At 31.3% G+C, this 18799-nt stretch carries 17 protein-coding genes; 1 reads left to right on the plus strand and 16 read right to left on the minus strand.

Features of this window, described 5'->3' with window-relative positions:
* Positions 1–25: 25 nt before the first annotated feature.
* The 13 genes from ACYQ19_RS02650 to mltG all read right to left on the minus strand — a co-directional run bounded on the left by ACYQ19_RS02650 (position 26) and on the right by mltG (position 13168).
* Complete coding sequence (locus tag ACYQ19_RS02650; protein ID WP_459977876.1) at positions 26–583, minus strand: 2-oxoglutarate:acceptor oxidoreductase subunit OorC; 558 nt, start codon at positions 581–583, stop codon at positions 26–28.
* Complete coding sequence (locus ACYQ19_RS02655) at positions 583–1413, minus strand: 2-oxoglutarate ferredoxin oxidoreductase subunit beta (protein ID WP_459977877.1); 831 nt, start codon at positions 1411–1413, stop codon at positions 583–585. Before ACYQ19_RS02655 ends, ACYQ19_RS02650 begins: the two co-directional genes overlap by 1 nt.
* 10 nt (positions 1414–1423) lie before the next feature.
* On the minus strand, positions 1424–2557 hold the full coding sequence (locus ACYQ19_RS02660) for a 2-oxoglutarate synthase subunit alpha (protein ID WP_459977878.1): 1134 nt from the start codon (positions 2555–2557) through the stop codon (positions 1424–1426).
* The gene (locus ACYQ19_RS02665) at positions 2557–2856 is read right to left on the minus strand and encodes a 4Fe-4S binding protein (protein WP_459977879.1); all 300 of its coding nucleotides are present in this window, start codon (positions 2854–2856) and stop codon (positions 2557–2559) included. The genes ACYQ19_RS02660 and ACYQ19_RS02665 overlap by 1 nt, the downstream gene beginning before the upstream one ends.
* A gap of 105 nt (positions 2857–2961) precedes the next feature.
* Positions 2962–4443 carry a hypothetical protein gene (locus ACYQ19_RS02670; RefSeq protein WP_459977880.1) on the minus strand — a complete coding sequence of 494 codons (1482 nt, stop codon included), beginning with the start codon at positions 4441–4443 and terminating at the stop codon, positions 2962–2964.
* A gap of 623 nt (positions 4444–5066) precedes the next feature.
* Positions 5067–5396 carry a hypothetical protein gene (locus ACYQ19_RS02675; RefSeq protein WP_459977881.1) on the minus strand — a complete coding sequence of 110 codons (330 nt, stop codon included), beginning with the start codon at positions 5394–5396 and terminating at the stop codon, positions 5067–5069.
* Positions 5397–5429: 33 nt separating this feature from the next.
* Entirely contained in the window at positions 5430–6308 is an 879-nt protein-coding gene (sucD, locus tag ACYQ19_RS02680) for a succinate--CoA ligase subunit alpha (protein WP_459977882.1), read from the minus strand.
* The gene (sucC, locus tag ACYQ19_RS02685; protein ID WP_459977883.1) at positions 6308–7480 is read right to left on the minus strand and encodes an ADP-forming succinate--CoA ligase subunit beta; all 1173 of its coding nucleotides are present in this window, start codon (positions 7478–7480) and stop codon (positions 6308–6310) included. The genes sucD and sucC overlap by 1 nt, the downstream gene beginning before the upstream one ends.
* Before the next feature lie 33 nt (positions 7481–7513).
* Positions 7514–8068, minus strand: coding sequence for a Fe-S-containing hydro-lyase (locus ACYQ19_RS02690; protein WP_459977884.1), 555 nt, complete (start codon positions 8066–8068; stop codon positions 7514–7516).
* Between the two features lie 9 nt (positions 8069–8077).
* Positions 8078–8938 carry a fumarate hydratase gene (locus ACYQ19_RS02695; protein WP_459977885.1) on the minus strand — a complete coding sequence of 287 codons (861 nt, stop codon included), beginning with the start codon at positions 8936–8938 and terminating at the stop codon, positions 8078–8080.
* Positions 8935–9885, minus strand: a complete 951-nt coding sequence (gene mdh / locus ACYQ19_RS02700; RefSeq protein WP_459977886.1) for a malate dehydrogenase — start codon at positions 9883–9885, stop codon at positions 8935–8937. The genes ACYQ19_RS02695 and mdh overlap by 4 nt, the downstream gene beginning before the upstream one ends.
* Positions 9886–9923: 38 nt before the next feature.
* On the minus strand, positions 9924–12146 hold the full coding sequence (locus ACYQ19_RS02705) for an NADP-dependent isocitrate dehydrogenase (RefSeq protein ID WP_459977887.1): 2223 nt from the start codon (positions 12144–12146) through the stop codon (positions 9924–9926).
* Between the two features lie 101 nt (positions 12147–12247).
* Positions 12248–13168: an endolytic transglycosylase MltG gene (mltG, locus tag ACYQ19_RS02710; protein ID WP_459977888.1), complete on the minus strand. Its 921-nt coding sequence runs from the start codon at positions 13166–13168 to the stop codon at positions 12248–12250.
* 298 nt (positions 13169–13466) lie between these two features.
* Here mltG and ACYQ19_RS02715 point away from each other — a divergent pair, with 298 nt between their 5' ends.
* Positions 13467–15986 (plus strand): YhdP family protein, encoded by a 2520-nt coding sequence (locus ACYQ19_RS02715; RefSeq protein WP_459977889.1) that lies wholly within the window; start codon positions 13467–13469, stop codon positions 15984–15986.
* Here the strand turns inward: ACYQ19_RS02715 and ACYQ19_RS02720 are convergent.
* From ACYQ19_RS02720 to ACYQ19_RS02730, 3 genes are all read right to left on the minus strand, one after another.
* The gene (locus ACYQ19_RS02720) at positions 15983–16348 is read right to left on the minus strand and encodes a heat shock protein transcriptional repressor HspR (protein ID WP_015901999.1); all 366 of its coding nucleotides are present in this window, start codon (positions 16346–16348) and stop codon (positions 15983–15985) included. The genes ACYQ19_RS02715 and ACYQ19_RS02720 overlap by 4 nt on opposite strands.
* Positions 16349–16395: 47 nt before the next feature.
* Positions 16396–17253: a DnaJ C-terminal domain-containing protein gene (locus tag ACYQ19_RS02725; protein WP_459977890.1), complete on the minus strand. Its 858-nt coding sequence runs from the start codon at positions 17251–17253 to the stop codon at positions 16396–16398.
* Positions 17254–17415: 162 nt separating this feature from the next.
* Positions 17416–18777 (minus strand): phosphomannomutase/phosphoglucomutase, encoded by a 1362-nt coding sequence (locus ACYQ19_RS02730; RefSeq protein WP_459977891.1) that lies wholly within the window; start codon positions 18775–18777, stop codon positions 17416–17418.
* Positions 18778–18799: the final 22 nt, after the last annotated feature.

Here is an 18799-nt window from a genome sequence, read left to right on the forward strand (position 1 = left end):
ATATAAAAAACAAAAAAACAGAAGATTAAGCTTTAGTTTTTAAAGCTTCTTCTGCTGCTTGATATCCAAGTTCAAATGCTTTTTTGTTAATTTCCACAGCTTTACTTGGAACTGTTTCAATCATTGCCTGGAATACCAAATCATGATCAAGATCATTCATTCTTGTAGCAATTGCAAGCGCTACAACTGACTGAGTAATTACGTTTCCTACTTTTTCTTTTGCAATTGTAATTACTTCGATTGGATACATGTTCCATCTTTTTTTATCTTCATCAGAAGGATAAACAAGATTTGGTTCATATACGATAATTCCACCTTCTTTTACCCCGTCTTTGAATAACTGATAAGACTTGTCAGCAACGCTTAACATAAAATCGATTTCACCATCAACAGCATACGGATAAAGAATAGGCTCATCATCAAGAATAATATCAACCTTAGTAGGTCCACCCCTTACTTGAGAAGTATATGTTCCTACCTGAACTCCGTATTTTCCAGCTTTTACATAAGCTCTTGCTAAAATTTCACCAGCAAGAAGGACACCTTGTCCTCCAACCCCTGTAAATCTTAATTGTTTTCTCATTAGTTGCCCCTTACTCTGTCGATTAGTTTATAATATTCTTCACAGTATTCTGGTTCTTCTACCTGATATAGCACACCTCTAGGGAATTTACCTTGTTTTTTAAGTTCATATTGCTCTTCAGGGCTTAGTTTGTCCCATTTATTTTTAGGAATTAAGTTTCCTTCGATCCAATCCATATTTTGTTTAGCCTGAGCTAATTTATTCTTTCTACCAAAGTTTACGTGGCAGTTCGAATGAACATCAAAGAAACTAAATCCTTTATGTTGGAAACCTTTTATGAAAAGTCTCTCAAGTTTTTGAGCTTCCGCTACGCTTTCTCTTCCGATAAATGTAGCACCAGCACCTTTAGCAAGTTCCGCCGGGTCGAATGTAGGGTCAATGTTACCATATTGAGTAGTTACAGACCATGCACCTTTTGGAGTAGTTGGTGAAACTTGGCTGTTTGTTAAACCATAAATAAAGTTATTGATTAATACAAAGTTTAGATCAATATTTCTTCTACATCCATGGATTGTATGGTTACCACCGATTGCTAGTCCATCACCATCCCCTGCTACAACAATTACGTGTTTATCAGGGTTTGCAAGTTTAATACCAGTAGCATAAGCTACAGTTCTTCCGTGTGTCGTATGAACGGTATTTGCGTCTATATAACTTGAAAATCTTCCCGAACATCCGATTCCTGATACGATACAAATATCATTTTTATCCCATCCAAGTTTTGCAAAAGCTCTAATCATAGCTTTCATAATAATACCGTCACCACATCCCCAACACCATAGTGTTGGCATTTTATCCGTTCTTAAATAATAATCATAATTAAATGCCATTATCAGCTCCTTATACCATTTCTTTTATTTTTGCTTTTATTTCCGCAGGACTTATAGGTCTTCCGTTTGCTTTAAATAGAGTATCAAAATCTCTTCTACCGCTTACTCTTTCAATTTCTTTAATATATTGACCTTTATTCATTTCAGTTACAAGAACTTTATCGAATTTTTTGCAAACTTCAGCTATTTTTTCTTCAGGACTTGGCCATAAAGTAATTGGTCTGAATAGCCCTACTTTAATACCTTCTTTTCTAAGTTCTTTAATCGCTTCTTTTACTGAAAGTGAAACACTTCCGTATGCGATTACCGCCATATCAGCATCATCAAGCATAAATTCTTCATAACTTTCAATCTCATCTTTATGAGCTAAAATTTTATTAAATAATCTATCAATCAATTTCTGACAAAGAACTGCATCTTCTGTCGGGAATCCTGTAGGCCCGTGATGAAGTCCAGTAATATGATATCTATATCCTTTAAAGAATGGATTAAGAATAGCAGGCTCATCATCTGCTCTTTCATAAGGTTTGTATTCTGCAGGATCACCTTCAAACACTCTTCTGTTTACAATATTTTTTTCAACTTCTTCTTTATCAGGTAATACAGCTTTACCAACCATATGTCCAAGTGTTTCGTCAAGTAACACAAATACTGGTGTCATAAATTTTTCTGCAAGATTGAAAGCTCTAACTGTTTCAGTATAACACTCCTCTAAACTTCCCGCACATAGTGTAATTGACTGATAATCACCATGAGTTGGAGCTTGTGCTTGAAGAATATCACCTTGTTGCGGTCTTGTTGGAAGACCAGTTGAAGGACCACCTCTCATTACGTTTGTAATTACAAGAGGAACTTCCGCAATAAACGCCAAACCAATTTGCTCAGCTTTAAGTGATATACCAGGACCTGAAGTGTTTGTCATAGACTTAACACCACTCATACTCGCACCGAGTGCTACTGAAATACCTGCGATTTCATCTTCCATCTGGATAAATTGCCCACCAACTTTTGGTAGAAGTTTACTCATTTCATGTGCAACTTCACTTGATGGCGTAATAGGATAACCACCAAAAAATCTACATCCAGCATCAATTGCAGCAAGTGCAGCCAGCTGGTTTCCAGTACTTACTATTTCTCTTGGCATTACGCTTCTCCTTTTAACTTTTTAACTTCATTAAGTTTTTTAAACTTATATTCATCTCTTTCAGCTACAAAAATACAAAAATCTGGACATTCAAGTTCACATTCTTTACAACCTATACAATATTCCGGATGCGAAACTTTTACCATTTGACCTAATATATTATGTGGATCAGGAACCATTTCTAAAACACCTGTAGGACAGAAATCAACGCATAATTCACAACTTTTACATTTACTTTCATCAACCCATACCGGTGTATTTTCCGGAGCAGGTAATTTAAAATCTACATTTAATGCCATATAAACTCCTTTAGCTTTTCTTTACGTAATATATGATACCAAAATTCACACTGAAAAACTCTTATTAATATTTTTATATGAACTTTCTGTGTAAAATTGTTACATTTATTTTAATTGCTTTAATATATCATCAATTTTATTATATGTTTTTTCATCTAATTTTATTTGTGGAACAAAAATATAATCCCCTTTAAAAGACTTTTTTAACATTTTAGTAGTAAAAGATTGTTCATAAATAGAACTAAAACCATCAGGTTTTTTACCTGTTAATTCAAAAATATGTTTTACAACTTTTTTAAAATTTTCTTTATTTTCACAATTTAAATCTTTATGACAATAAGGTATTATTCTAGAAACATAAGAGAGATTTTTATCATAATAAATTTTAATTCGTTTGTTATTAACTTTCACAAAACTACCTGGATAATATGAATTATAAACTATAGCTTTTATATTATCATCATTTACAATATTCCATATAATTGGATGGATAGAAGTCAAAAAAAGTATAATTTTTTTATTTTTATTTTTTTTAGTGATTAAGTTTACAAGATGATTGTTATTTCCATTGTTTATACTTACCAAATAAATCTTAGTGTTTGGAGTTAGTAATTTTTTAAATGTTTTATCAACCGAACGATCTATATTTAACATATTAAAAAAGAAATCAACTTGTCCATAATTATTAATATATTCAATTTCAATATTATGTTTACCTCTGTAAAACTTATATGGTATTAAAATCGATTTTTTACCATTATAAATAAGTTTTTTATCAATAAATAATTTAACTTTTCCCCAACTAACATACAATGATAAATTTTTAGTAACATCTTTTTCAAAAATAAAATCCCCTATCCAAAAAGCCATAAAATTATCTGCTCTAATCCCATGAAAATTTTTATGAGAATATAAAATATCTGGACGTTTAACTATTTCTGAAAATATTACTTTTTTGGGTTTTTCCATATCTATATAAAAAGCTCTAAATTTATTGACTGGTATTTGTTGTTTATTAATATTAAATATTTCAGACCATAGTTTTTTATTAGATTTATAAAAAGGTTCGTTCTTTATTTTATTAATATTTTTTTCTTTTTTAACTATCTTTTCTTTTAAATTAAATAAATCCTTAATTACTTTTTCATCTAAAAAGATTGATGGCATAATGACTTTTTGCTCATTGTAAATATCAGAACTTAAACTTGGTGAAAACCCATTTAATTTTTTGCCGGTAATGTTTTGAACTTTTTTTAAAAGTTTAAAAAAATTATTAAATGAATCATCTTTACACATTATACCAATAGGTGCATAATAAGTGCAATCTGAACTTGATGGAATTTTATATACACGAGGTAAATATTTTATTCGTATTCTTATAACATCTGATTTATCTGTATCAACTTTAATATCTTTTCCACTAAAAATAACAGCTTTTAAATTAGCTTCTTTAGCATTTTCAATTTTCCAGTAAGTAGGTATTTTACCTGATGCTAAAAATAAAATAGTATTTTTTTTAGAGGGCTTTAAAATAATATTTTTTCTTATAATTCCAAAAGTATAATAGATATTTACTTCTTTCTTCAATATAGGTTTTATAATTTTTTGAACTTCATCATCAGATTTTGTAGAAAAATAGTTATTAAAGAAAAAACTAACATTATGATATTTTCGGCTTGAATTAAATTTAATTTTTATTTCTATTAAATAAATACCTGGTGAAAATTTATATTTTATACTTTTTGAAAAAACATATGTATTGGGTGTTATATTAAATAGTTTTGAATTTATTTTTAAAGTAGCTTCTGCATTTTCTAGATTAAAATTAAACACTTTTTCAATCGGTTTTGTAAATATAAAGATTCCTTTCATTTTAATTTCAAAATCTTTATTATTTGATAATGCAGTAATTTTGTAAGAATCACTATATTTTTTTTTAAATTCACATATTTCATTCTTTATGCATTTAATATTGTAAGGATTTTTAAAAGTAATTTCAAAAGTATTAATTGGTAATCTAAACACTTCTGGCAATAAATTTTTACTCATATATAAAACAGCACTTATTATAAGAATAAATAAACTAATTTTTTTATATGAAATTTTAATTATGTTTATTTTTCTCATTAAAAAAAATAATAAGAGGATAAAACTTAGAAAAACTATAATTACATAATTTAATAAAATCATCCCCCCTACCCCAAACTTTACTAATTGTTCAACTTTTTTAAAATCAATTTAGCTTTTTTTCTATTTAGTTTTCTTTTATTTGGCGCAATTAAAATATCACCATTTTCGTATTTAAAATAAATTTTATCAGTATTTCTACCTTTATATATATAAGTGATGGAACACTCTTTTTCATTCCAAATACAATCTTCCTTTGGAGAAATGATTTTATTCTTCTCAATAATTATACAAGTATAATCAGGAAAAAACTCGATTTGAGCCCAATTATCAATACTTTTCCATTTTCCTATTATTTGAGAATTTTGAGAATAAGATAGAATGGAAAGAAGAATTAATAGTAAATATTTCATTGTAATTTTTCTTTAAAATAAAAAAAGAGGAATTTATCCCCTTTCTTTTAAAGCTTTCGCAACAGTAGCACCAATATCTGCAGGAGATTTCACTACATATACTCCAGCTTCTTCAAGTGCCGCCATTTTTTCAGCTGCAGTTCCTTTAGAACCGCTGATAATTGCACCAGCATGCCCCATTCTTTTTCCTTTTGGAGCTGTTTGTCCCGCAATAAACGCAACTACAGGCTTAGTAATTTGTTCTTTAATAAGTTTAGCAGCCTGAATTTCAAGATCCCCACCGATTTCACCAATCATAACGATTGCTTCTGTTTCAGGATCAGCTTCAAACATTGGAAGTAATTGTTTGTAGCTAAGACCGATAATCGGGTCTCCACCGATTCCAACGGCAGTAGTAATTCCGAATCCTTCTTTAACTACTTGATTACTTGCTTCGTAAGTTAAAGTTCCTGATTTAGAAATAAGACCAACGTTTCCTTTTTTGAAGATGTTACCAGGCATAATTCCTATTTTACACTCTTCTGCAGTAATAATACCAGGGCAGTTTGGTCCGATTGTATTCATGCCTTTCTTCTGAGCATAATGTTTAGCATACATCATATCTTTAACAGGTGCGCCTTCTGTAATAATTACAGCAAGCTCGATCCCTGCATCGGCAGCTTCCATTACCGCATCTGCAACGAATGCAGGCGGAACGAAAATCATACTAACAGTTGCACCTGTAGCTTTTACTGCATCTTCAACAGTATTAAATACCGGTTTTCCAAGATGAGTCATTCCACCTTTATTTGGTGTAACACCACCTACAATTTGTGTTCCGTATGCCATACATTGTTCAGCGTGGAAAGTCCCTTCTTTACCTGTAAATCCTTGAACTATTACTTTTGTGTCTTTATTTACCAAAATACTCATTATAACTCTCCTTTCGCAGCAGCAACAGCTTTTTTAGCACCATCTTTAAGATTCTCAGCAGGAATAATATTTTTAATATTTGCATTTCTTAAAATTTCAGCAGCTTCCTGGGAGTTTGTTCCGTCAAGTCTAACGATTACAGGAACGTTTACTTCCACTTTTTCAGTCGCTTGTAAAATACCATTTGCGATTCTATCACATCTAACGATACCACCGAAGATATTAACGAATATAGATTTTACATTTGGATCACTTAAAATAATTTCAAAACCTTTTGCAACAGTATCAGGATTAGCCCCACCACCAACGTCTAAGAAGTTTGCAGGCTCTCCGCCTTCATGTTTAATAATATCCATTGTCGCCATAGCAAGTCCGGCACCGTTAACCATACATCCAACATTTCCATCAAGTTTAATGTAGCTAAGTCCATATTTTTTAGCTTCAACTTCTGTAGGTTCTTCTTCGTCTAAGTCTCTCATTTCTGCAATTTCAGGATGTTTATATAGTGCATTGTCGTCAAATCCCATTTTAGCGTCAAGTGCAAGGAACTTTCCGTCACCAGTTTTGATTAAAGGGTTGATTTCGATCATTTCAGCATCGTTATCCATATATACGTTATATAAAGCACTTGCAAATTTAATAAATTCTCTTTGCTCATCTTTTGGAAGTCCTAAACCAAACGCTAGTTTTCTCGCATGGAAAGGTTGAAATCCTATTGCAGGGTCAATTGCAACTTTTATAATTTTTTCAGGTGTTTTTTCTGCAACTTCTTCAATTTCCATACCACCTTCAGTTGAAGCCATCATTACAGGCATTTCAAGTGCTCTATCTAAAACCATACCAAGGTATAGCTCATCTTTAATATCTGCACCTTCTTCAATATATACTTTTTTTACTACTTTCCCTTCAGGACCTGTTTGATGTGTAACAAGTGTCATTCCAAGCATTTCTTCTGCTATTTTTTCTACTTCTTCAAGACTTTTAGCCAGTTTAACACCACCGGCTTTACCTCTACCACCTGCGTGAATTTGAGCTTTTACTACCCATAAGTTTCCACCAAGCTCTTCTGCTACTCTTCTTGCTTCAGGACCAGTAAATGCCACTCCACCTCTTGGGGTTGGCACACCGTATTTTCTAAATATCTCTTTTGCTTGATATTCATGTATATTCATCTATACTCCTTTCGATTAATTGATGTAATTATTTTATTTTTGTTCCCACTCTTTTCTACCCTGCTCATAAAGATCATTTCCATAGCAGTCGTTTACTACTACTACTGGCAAATCTTCAACTTCAAGCTTTCTTATTGCTTCAGGTCCAAGTTCCGGATAAGCAATAACTTCTGCAGATTTAATTCTTTGTGCTAGAAGTGCCCCTGCACCGCCTGTTGCACCAAAATATACGGCTTTATATTTTTTACAAGCCTCTTTTACTGCTTCATTTCTTTTACCTTTACCAATCATACCTTTTTGTCCATGTTCAATAAGAATAGGAGAATAACTATCCATTCTATAACTGGTAGTAGGTCCAGCACTTCCGATTGGATCACCAGGTTTAGGAGGAGTCGGACCAACGAAATAAATCACACTTCCTTTTAAATCAAATGGAAGTTCCTCACCTTTTTCAATTAAATCAACAAGTCTTTTATGTGCCGCGTCTCTTGCAGTATAAATAACACCTGTAAGATATACTATATCCCCTGCTTTTAATTTTTCTACGTCTTCATCTGTGAGTGGAGTTTTTAATCTGTATTCAGCCATTGTATCTCCTTAAATAGTTATATGAGAGTGTCTGCTGCTGTGACACTGAATATTTACCGCTACAGGAAGTGAAGCGATATGACACATTCTGTTTTCATATGTTTCAATATGAACTGCAAGGACGGTTTGAGTTCCACCCATTCCCATAGCACCGATTCCGAGTTTATTTAATTCTTCTTTTAGTTCTGCTTCAAACTCTGCCATTTCCGGATCAGGATTTTCAGTTCCGATACTTCTAAAAAGTGCATGTTTACTCATAACTGCAGCCATATCAAAGCTACCACCGATTCCCACACCAACAACAAGAGGTGGACATGGATTCGGTCCTGCATCACTTACGACTTTTTTAACAAACTCTTTAATTCCAGGTTTACCCTGTGCTGGTGCAAGCACTGTTGCACGTGATACGTTTTCACTTCCACCACCTTTTGCAGCATATTCAATTTCTATTTTATCACCAGGAACTAAATCAAAATAAATTACTGGTGGCAGGTTGTATCCTGCTTTATCTTTAAGATTTGCTCTTGTAAAGCAATCACAAGTTGAAGCTCTTAAATACCCTTCTTCATAACCTTTTCTAGTTCCTTCATAAATTGCGTCTTTAAGGGTTCCGCCTTCAACTTTAACATCTTCACCGACTTTTACGAAATAAATCGCAAGTCCTGTATCCTGACATAAAGGTTTCCACTCTTTTTCAGCAATTTCTGCATTATCAAGAAGCTGCTTAAGAACTGCTCTACTAACTTCGCTTTTTTCTTCTTCATATGCTTTTTTAAGTGCTTCAAGCATATCAGGTGCTAAGTGAGTTGTTGAGTAGATTATCATATCTCTTATAGATTTAACAATATCATCATATTTAACGACTCTCATTTTACATCCTTTAAAAAGTCTTTGTTTAAAATATCCACCATCTCTTTTACAGCGCCGACACTTTTTCTGAAAAGCTCTCTTTCACACGGATCTAAAGTAACTTCAATAACTTTTTCGGCTCCATCTTTTCCTATCATTACAGGCACACCATTAACAATATCTTTATATCCGTATTCCCCATCAAGGTATGCTGCACAAGGGAAGATCTGTTTTGAGTCTTTAAGAATAGCTTCGACCATAATTGCTGTAGATTTACCAGGTGCAAAATATGCACTTCCCGTTTTAAGATAGCCGACAATTTCAGCACCGGCTTTTTTAGTTCTCTCAACCACTTCATCAATCTCTTTTTGACTTAAAAGATCACTCAGCGGCACACCCGCTACCGTTGAATATTTAGGCAGAGGAACCATAAAATCGCCATGACCTCCTATTACACTCGCTCTGATTTGTCCCGCACCATATCCCAATTTTTCATATATAAAATAAGCCATCCTTGCACTATCAAGTATTCCAGCCATTCCAATTACTCTGTTTTTAGGAAAACCAGACACTTTAAGAGCCGTGTAAGTCATTGCATCAAGAGGGTTTGATACTACAATTAAAATAGCATCAGGAGCCACTTCTTTTACTTGAGTTACAACATCTTTCATAATTTCCGCATTTTTAAAAAGCAAGTCTTCTCTGGTCATTCCAGGTTTTCTAGGAAATCCGGCAGTAATAACTACAACTTTACTACCTCTTACATCCTCATAACTTTCAGCTGCTCTTACAATGGAATGGCTTCTCACAGCACTGGCCGCATGGCTCATATCGAGCGCTTTACCTTTCGCCCTGTCAGTATCTCTATCAACAAGAATAATCTCATGAGCAAGCCCTTGCATTGCAAGAGAGTAAGCAACAATACTTCCAACGTTTCCTGCACCTACAATTGATACTTTATTTGACATTTTAATCCTTTATAAATCAAGGAAAATCCCTAAAGGGATTATCCTCTTAAAGCATCAATAATTTTATTGAATGTTTCACTTGGTCTCATAAATTTAGCAACTTTTTCTTCATTTGGATGATAATATCCTTCAATATCAGCCGGTTTACCCTCAGCTGCAGCTATTTCATTTAGAATTTTTTCTTCATTTTCAACCAATTCTTTTGCAATAGGTTTAAATTTAGCTTCAAGCTCGCTATCACCGCAGTTTGCAAGCTCTTCAGCCCAGTATCTTGCTAAATAATAATGACTACCTCTATTGTCAAGCTGACCTACTTTTCTTTTTGGTGTTTTATCATTTTCAAGATATTTACCAACCGCTCTGCTTAACGCATCTGCGATAATTTCAGCTTTTTCATTTGCACCTTGTTTTCTTGCTAGTTTTAGTGATTCAACAGTTGCTAAGAATTCACCTAAAGAATCCCATCTTAAGTGACCTTCTTTAATGAACTGCTCAACGTGTTTAGGAGCTGAACCACCTGCACCTGTTTCATATAGACCACCACCTGCAAGTAACGGAACTATTGATAGAGTTCTTGCACTTGTTCCAACTTCAATAATCGGGAATAAGTCAGTTAGGTAATCTCTTAGAACGTTACCTGTTACAGAAATAGTTCCAAGTCCTGCTCTGAATCTTGGAAGAGTAAACTTCATTGCTTGTTCTGGGGCCATTATATGATATTCAACACCTTCAAGATCAAATTCAGGCATATATTTTAAAACTTTTCTGATAAGCTGTGCATCATGTGCTCTGTTTGAATCAAGCCAGAATACAATCGGAAGACCGCTGTCTTTTGCTCTTTCAACCGCAAGTCTTACCCAGTCTTTAATTGCAATATCTTTTGCGCTGTATGCTCTGAATACATCACCTTTACCAACTTCAAATTCAAATAGAGTGTTTCCATCGCTATCAAGCACTAAGAATTTACCTTCAGTTGGTGCAAAGAATGTTTTGTCATGACTTCCGTATTCTTCAGCTTTTTTAGCCATTAAACCTACGTTTTGAACAGTTCCGATTTTAGTTGGGTCATATTGCCCGTGTTTAACTATATCTTTTACGATTTCTTTATACATTCTTGCATAAGTTCTGTCTGGAACAGTAATTACTAAATCTTCAACTTCACCATCAGGTCCCCAACCTTTAAGTCCGTTTTTGATTGTTGCAGGTATTGATGCATCGATAATTACGTCATTTGGTCTGTGTAGGTTTGTAATTCCTTTATCAGAATCCACCATATATTGTCTTGGCTGTTCTTTATATATTTCATCAATTGTGTCAAGAATCGCTTTTTTCTTATCTTCAGGTAATTTGTCAAGTTTTGAATATAAATCAGCAAGTCCGTTTCTTGGATTAAATCCGATTTCTTCAAGTTCTTTACCGAATTTATCAAAAAGTTTTTTGTAATATACTCTAATTGCATAATCAAAGAATGTTGGATCAGATACTTTCATCATTGTTCCCTTAACATGTAAAGAGAACAGAATATCTTTTTCTTTAGCTTCGTTAATTACTTTTTCAAAGAATTTACTAAGTTCTTCTACACTTAAAGTAGCAGCTGAGAACACTTCACCAGCTTCAACAGGAACTTCTTTTAATTCTTTTCTGTTTCCGTCTTTGTCTTCAAATGCAATAATTACGTTTTGGTCTTTATCGCTTGTGAAACTTTGCTCAGTTTCATAAAAATCTCTTTTTTCCATATGTGCAACATAAGACTTACTATCAGGACTTACAGGTTTCATGCTGTGCGGATGCATTTTTGCATAGTTTTTAACAGGTTCTGCAAGTCTTCTGTCTGAGTTACCTTCTCTTAAAACAGGGTTTACGTTAGAACCTACACATTTTAAATATTTTAATTTAATTTTTTCTTCTTCAGCGTTTTTAGGCTCTTCCGGAAAATCTGGAAGTGGATAACCTTGAGACTGAAGTTCTTTAATAGTTGCTACAAGCTGTGGAACTGAAGCTGAAATGTTTGGAAGTTTAATAACATTTGCTTCAGGTTTTTTTACAAGTTCACCTAGATATGCAAGCTCGTCAAATTGTCTCAAGTTTTCAGGCAACATATCAGAAAACTCAGCTATTACCCTTCCAGCAAGAGAAATATCTCTAAGTTCCCAGTTAATGTTTGCATCTTTTGTAAACGCTTCCATAATCGGAAGTAAACTAAACGTCGCCAGATATGGTGCTTCGTCGATCTTTGTCCATACGATTGTAGGATTTGCCATATAATCTCCTTTTGGTTTTTTTATTGATTAAATTTTATCACCTTTTATACGAAAAGTAACAACTTTTATTTTCAAATGAATACAAATGTTACAAAATGAAACTATCTTTTACATTTTTTTATATTTCTTAAATGCTGTTTATAAGTGACGGCAAAAAGATGTTTTTTCCCGCATTTTACAAAATATAAGTATTTGGATTTTTCAGGAAAAATTGCGGCAATTATTGCATCACGGCTAGGAATGCAGACAGGTTTATCAGGAAGTCCGTAATATTTATATGTATTAAATCTGCTGCTGTCGTTTTTTATTCTTTGAGGTGTAATTTTTTCATGGGAATATTGCCCGTAATTTAAACTTCCGTCCATCTGAAGCTTCATATGTTTTTTTAGTCTGTTGTATATCACCGCACTTATTTTTTTCATTTCTTCAACATTTGCTGCTTCTTTTTGTATGATTGAAGCAATTATGAGATATTTTCTGTATTTTTCATATTCAAATTTTCCGAATATTTTTTTTGTGATTTGTTTATGGTAAATTAAAGATTTCTGTTTCAGATATTCACAAACCCTTGTTTTTTTCATCCCGATAGGTAAAAAATAAGTATCGGGTTTCAAAAACCCTTCTTCAAATCCGCAGTTGATATTTGGAATTTTAAGTTTATTTTCCAGTATTTTATATACATAATATGTGGTTTCTCCCGGAATGATAGTCACTTTCACAAGTGCCGCTTTGGATGTTGTAAGTTTGTAAAGAAAATCGAATTTCGTAAGCTTTTCACTTTTTAAATCAATCCATCCGGCCTGGGGCGAACCTAATAAATATAAAAAAATTTTGTCAATAAACCCGACATTGTATCCTCTTTTTTGCAACGAATTTATTGTATAATTAACACTACCGGTAGGTATATATATTACGCGTGGTGAATATACATTTCTAGTTAAATAAAAAAGGATAAATATAGTGCATACCAGCAAAAATTCTATAAAAGCTATAATATTTACAATAATTCTTTTTTTATTCATAATTTTTATTTCCCTTTTTAAAGGCATATATCTTTACGATATAAAATTTAAAAATATCCATATAAAAAAAGCGTTTTTTAAAATAGATAATAAAATTGTACTCAAAATTTACGATATTAAAATAACCGACAATAAAAATTATACAAAACAGGCCCTTAATCTGCATAAAACATTTTTTACTGCTGTGAAAATTTTAAATATATTTCAAACAATCTCGATAAATACTCTTAATTATGGAAATTTACATATAAACAAACTTTTGCTGAAAAAAAACAAATTTTATTTCGACTCCGATTTGTTGCAATTTAATGCAATATTAAAACCAAGCACTAATTATTCATATGTGAATTTTGAATATATAACTTTAAAAAAACCGGAATTAAAACTTAAAAACACAATTATAAATATCTATTTTAAACCAGCAGAAATTTTTATAAAAGGAAAAGGTGAATTAAACAACAATAAGTTTAATTTGAGCATTAATTTGTTTAAAAACAATACTTTAAAGGCACATTTAACATCAGATAAAATCATTTATTCAAATGATTTGATAAATACAACTTTAAAAAACATTGAAGCTTTAATCAATATAAATCTTAATTATATGTTTTATGAACTAAATACAAAATTTAAAAAAGCGGATATAAAATACCAAAATCACTATTTTAAACTCGAAAATTCCTCAATAAAACTTACAAATAATGATATAAAATTCCAAACAAATTCCATATATATTCCAAACTATCAAAATATTAAAAATGTAAAAATAGAACATTTAACCGGTTCATATAATATAAGAAACAGATTTTTAATATTATCTGCACCTAAAATTTATGCAAATTATCAACATTACAAATTAATCTCATTTAGAAGCAATTTAGTATATAACAACATTCACAATTTCAATTTAACATCTCAAAAAATTACCATTTTGCAAAATAAAAACAGATTAAATCTTTACAACAACTTATTAAATATATTTAAAAATTATACATTTCTTTCCGTAAATAATGGAGAGTTTATATCTCAAAACATTAAATTAAAATCTTCTAAAATAATTGGTGATTTAATAAATTTCTATATTCCTAAAATTTATGGAGAAGTATATGGTTTTAAAACTTCAATAAATGAAATAAAAATAAATTCCAAAAACAAAACATTACACGCTAAAGAAGCAGTATATAATAATGTAAAAGCATATAACATTCTTTTTAAAAACAATACATTATCTCTTCAATCAAACAACTTATTTGATAAAAACATAAAAGAAATATTAAAAAAATTTTTAGATATAGACATTCCTGTTTTACAAATAGCCGGAAAGAATAAAATCATCTCAACAATTAAAATCAATAAAAACATACAATCATTAACTAACGTAATAACTACCACTTCATTATTAAAACTTTTTAATTTTGATCTTTTCGTTCCTCAAGCTGAAATTAATATTACAAACAATAATTTAAATTTTAAAACAAATAATACGGATTTGTTTTTAACCAAGGACATTAAATTAAGATTTTCCGGTGATGGTATTATTGATTTTAAGCAAAGTAATTTAAAAATGAATGGAATAATTAATTTTAAAATTGACCGAATTATTGAATTAAAAGATTATAACGAATCTGCAGAAATTGACTTCAACACTCAAACCTTAAAAGCTAAAAATTCTAATGTATTTATGGACTTTAGCAAAAATGAACTTATTATAAATCCATTGAAAAACATACTTGCTTTTACAAGTTTTAAACCTTTCGTAAATAATGGAATACTTTTAATAACTTTCGGAAACACGACCGATATTACTACGTATTTGTTATTAAAATTACCGATATTATATAAACATTCAAACACACCGATTATAAACACTTCATATAATTTAATAAAACATATTTTTCTAAATATTGTTATTGGACATAATATAAAAATTTTTAATAAAAACGTAGATATACAAATTGACGATAATAAAATTAATGCAAAATTAAACGCCGTTGACATTAATCTTTTCCCTTTAGAAAAACTCTTAAATAACAATTCTGGGAACAATGATTTTAATTATTCAATTACATTATATACAAACAATGCAAACCTTATATACAAAACCCATAAGTTTTTATCTCAACACGCTACTATTTCATACAAAAAAAATAAATTAAAATTCCAATCAATTTATAAAAAATCATCCGTAATTGGATATACAAAACAGGGGTATTTATTATTAGAAGGAAAAAATTTCACTAATGAAGAATTTAAAGCGTTTTTACCGAAATTTAATTTTTTCAGTTTAATTAATCTTGATTTTATATTGGTTAAATCACCAGATGAATTCTATTCTGGCAAAATTTACATTAATAGAGCAATAGTAAGAGAATTAAAATCATTAAATAATGTAATTGCATTTATTAACACTATACCATCTTTACTATCTTTTTCATCTCCGGGTTTTTCTTCGAAAGGTTACAAAATTAAAAACGGATACATAAATTATCTTTTATACAAAAAAATTTTATATATCAAAGAAGCTAAAATAGAAGGTGACAATTTGGATTTTCATGCAAAAGGTTATATTGATTTCAATAAAAATTATATGTTTTTAAAAGTTCAAGCAAATATGAAAATGAAACTTAAAAAAATTCCTATTATAGGAAAAGGTTTAAGTTATTTATTATTTGGCAAAGATGGTAGCATAGATGTTAAAATGATTGTTAAAGGGGATTTAAACAACCCTAAAGTAAAAGAAGATATAGGTAAAGAAATTTTACTCTCACCTTTTAATTTATTTAAAAGAGCAATTACTTTACCATTTAATATTTTTTAGTCCTCTTTTGTCGGAACTAAAATTAACTGATAATTTTCTTTTTTAATTACAACGCTTCTGTTTCTAGGAATTTGTCCCTGTTGTTTTTTTAGATTTTCAATTTCTCTTTGCAACTCTTCAATTTCCTCTTTAAGCTGAAGAATAATTTCAACACCAGCCAGATTCACACCCAAATCTCTTACAAGTGAAAGTATTAATTTTAATCTGTCAATATCCCTTTGAGAATAAAGTCTCATTTTACCTTCAGTTCTGCTGGGTTTGATTAAACCTTCTCTTTCATATTGTCTTAATGTTTGCGGATGTATATTTAATATTTTACTCACCACACTTATTAAATATACCGGTTCGTCATAACTATACATGCTCACCTCCTTTTTCATTGTTATTGAGCTTTAAACATCTTAATCTGTTATTCTGGCAGTTTTTCTTTCATTAATTTTACCAACTCATCGTCAAGTTCTTCAACTTTTGGAAGTACCGGTCTTAACTCAAGATACAAATTTCCACCCTTTACGCCATATCCCTTAACTCTTAATTTCTGACAACATTTAGAGTTTTGAGGAACTTTAACATTAATATGGCCCTTAAATGTATCAACACCGATTTTTCCGCCAAACATCATGGTTTTTAAAGGAACGTCCACTTTTTTATATAAATCGTCACCTTTTCTTTCCCATTCAGGATGCGGAGTTACTTCCACTTCAAGTATCAAATCGCCCCTGTGCCCCTGAAGGGTTTTACCTTTGCCTCTAACCCTTAATTTTTGACCTGTTTTTATTCCTTCCGGAATTTTAACTTTAATGCTTTCACCATTTAAGTTTATAGTATAAACCCCGCCTTTCATCGCCAAATCAAAAGGTATCTGTATTTTGGCATGGATATCAAGATCCGGTGCAAAACCTCCGCCAAAACCGCCGAATCCTTCAAATCCGAAACCGCCGAATCCCCCATGCGAACGTCTTGAAAAACCGCCACCGAAGATTTGGGATAATATCTCTTCTAAATCGACGTCTTTATGCTGTCTGTAGAAATCCTGGAAGTTTTGACCATTAAACATTGCATCACCCATTTGGTCATACTGCTTACGTTTCTCCTCATCTCCCAAGATTTCATAAGCGGTGTTTATTTCTTTAAACTTTTCTTCACACTCAGGTTTTTTACAAATATCAGGATGATATTTCCTTGCCAATTTTCTATAAGCTTTTTTTATTTCATCCTGTGTAGCATTTTCGCTTACACCTAAAACTTCATATAAACTTTTGCTCATCTCCCCTCCTTTGAATTATACAATATATGGAATTTTATTGCAATATTATACAATAAAATTGAGCCAAAGTCAATCAAGGTTTTAAACTAAAATATTTCATACTTCAATCCACCGCATCACACAAGGTGTCTGTCACCAATAAAAAGAAATATAAAGAAAAAATCAAAGAAATCTCTCTAAGATTTCCATTAACGTTTTTTCTATCTTTTTTAAATCCTCTTTGCTTTTTGCTTCAAATCTCGTAACCAATACCGGTGTAGTATTGCTTGCTCTAACCAGCCCCCATCCGTTCTCAAAAATAACCCTTACACCATCTACATCAACAATTTTTTTAATACCTAAACTATCTTTATTTTCATTTAAATATTTTTTGAGTTTGTTTATTATTTCAAATTTTTCCTCTTCGGAAGTCTTTATTTTTATTTCATCGGTATTGTAAACTTTTGGAAGTTTTTCATATTCTGATACGAAATCAAATCCTTCTTTTATAAGTTCCATTATTCTAAACGCAACATAAACGGCATCATCAATCCCAAAATATCTGTCGTTAAAAAATATATGCCCGCTAACTTCCGCTGCCAAATCGCAGTTTTGCTGTTTAAGAAGTGTTTTTAAGTTGCTGTGCCCCGTTTTATACATAATAGCCCGACCAAGTTTATTAATTTCATCATACATAACCTGTGTAGCTTTTACTTCACTTATTACACATGGATTATCCATATTTTTTGCAAAAAAGTAAGCTAAAATATCGCCTTTGTAGTTATACTTTTGATCCAAAAATGCAATCCTGTCCGCATCCCCGTCAAAAGCAAAAGCATATTTTTTAGTTTTAAGAGCATTATATATATCTTTTAAATTTTCTTCTTCCGTAGGGTCCGGATGATGATTCGGAAACGTCCCGTCAGGTTCTTCAAAAAGAATATCATAATTTTTTATTCCGATTTTTTCTAGAATATCCCTAAGCACAACACCAGCAACGCCGTTTCCGCAGTCAAAAACGGCATTTAAATCCATTCCTTTAAGATGCGAAAACTGATTTGAAATATAATCAATATAGTCTGATTTTAAATCATATTTAATTGTGTTTGTCCCGTCTTCAATATTAATATCGCTGTTTAAAATTTCATCGCCCAAAGAATATATATCTTTTCCGTAGAAAGGCAGCTTGTTAATTGTGATTTTAAACCCGTTGTATTCTGGAGGATTATGGCTTCCGGTAATCTGAATACTTCCACTTATTTCAATTTTCCCTTTTCCTTCAATGCATAACGGCCTGAAATTTGCAAAATAGTTAGCCCCTGTCGGAAGCATTCCGCCGCTTATAACTTTTTTTCCGGCCCTGTTCAGTCCGCTTACAAGCCAGTCGTGTAAAACAGGGGAATGTGTTCTTGCATCGTAACTTACAAAAACATATTCGCCATTAATTTTTTGTCCTAAAAAATATCCTATTTTTTTTACTATATCTTCTCTTAAATCTTTTTCAAAAATCCCTCTTATATCATATTCCCTGAATATATGTTTCAATTTTTCTCCTTCTCTTCACTTC

The organism is Nautilia lithotrophica (assembly GCF_054656815.1).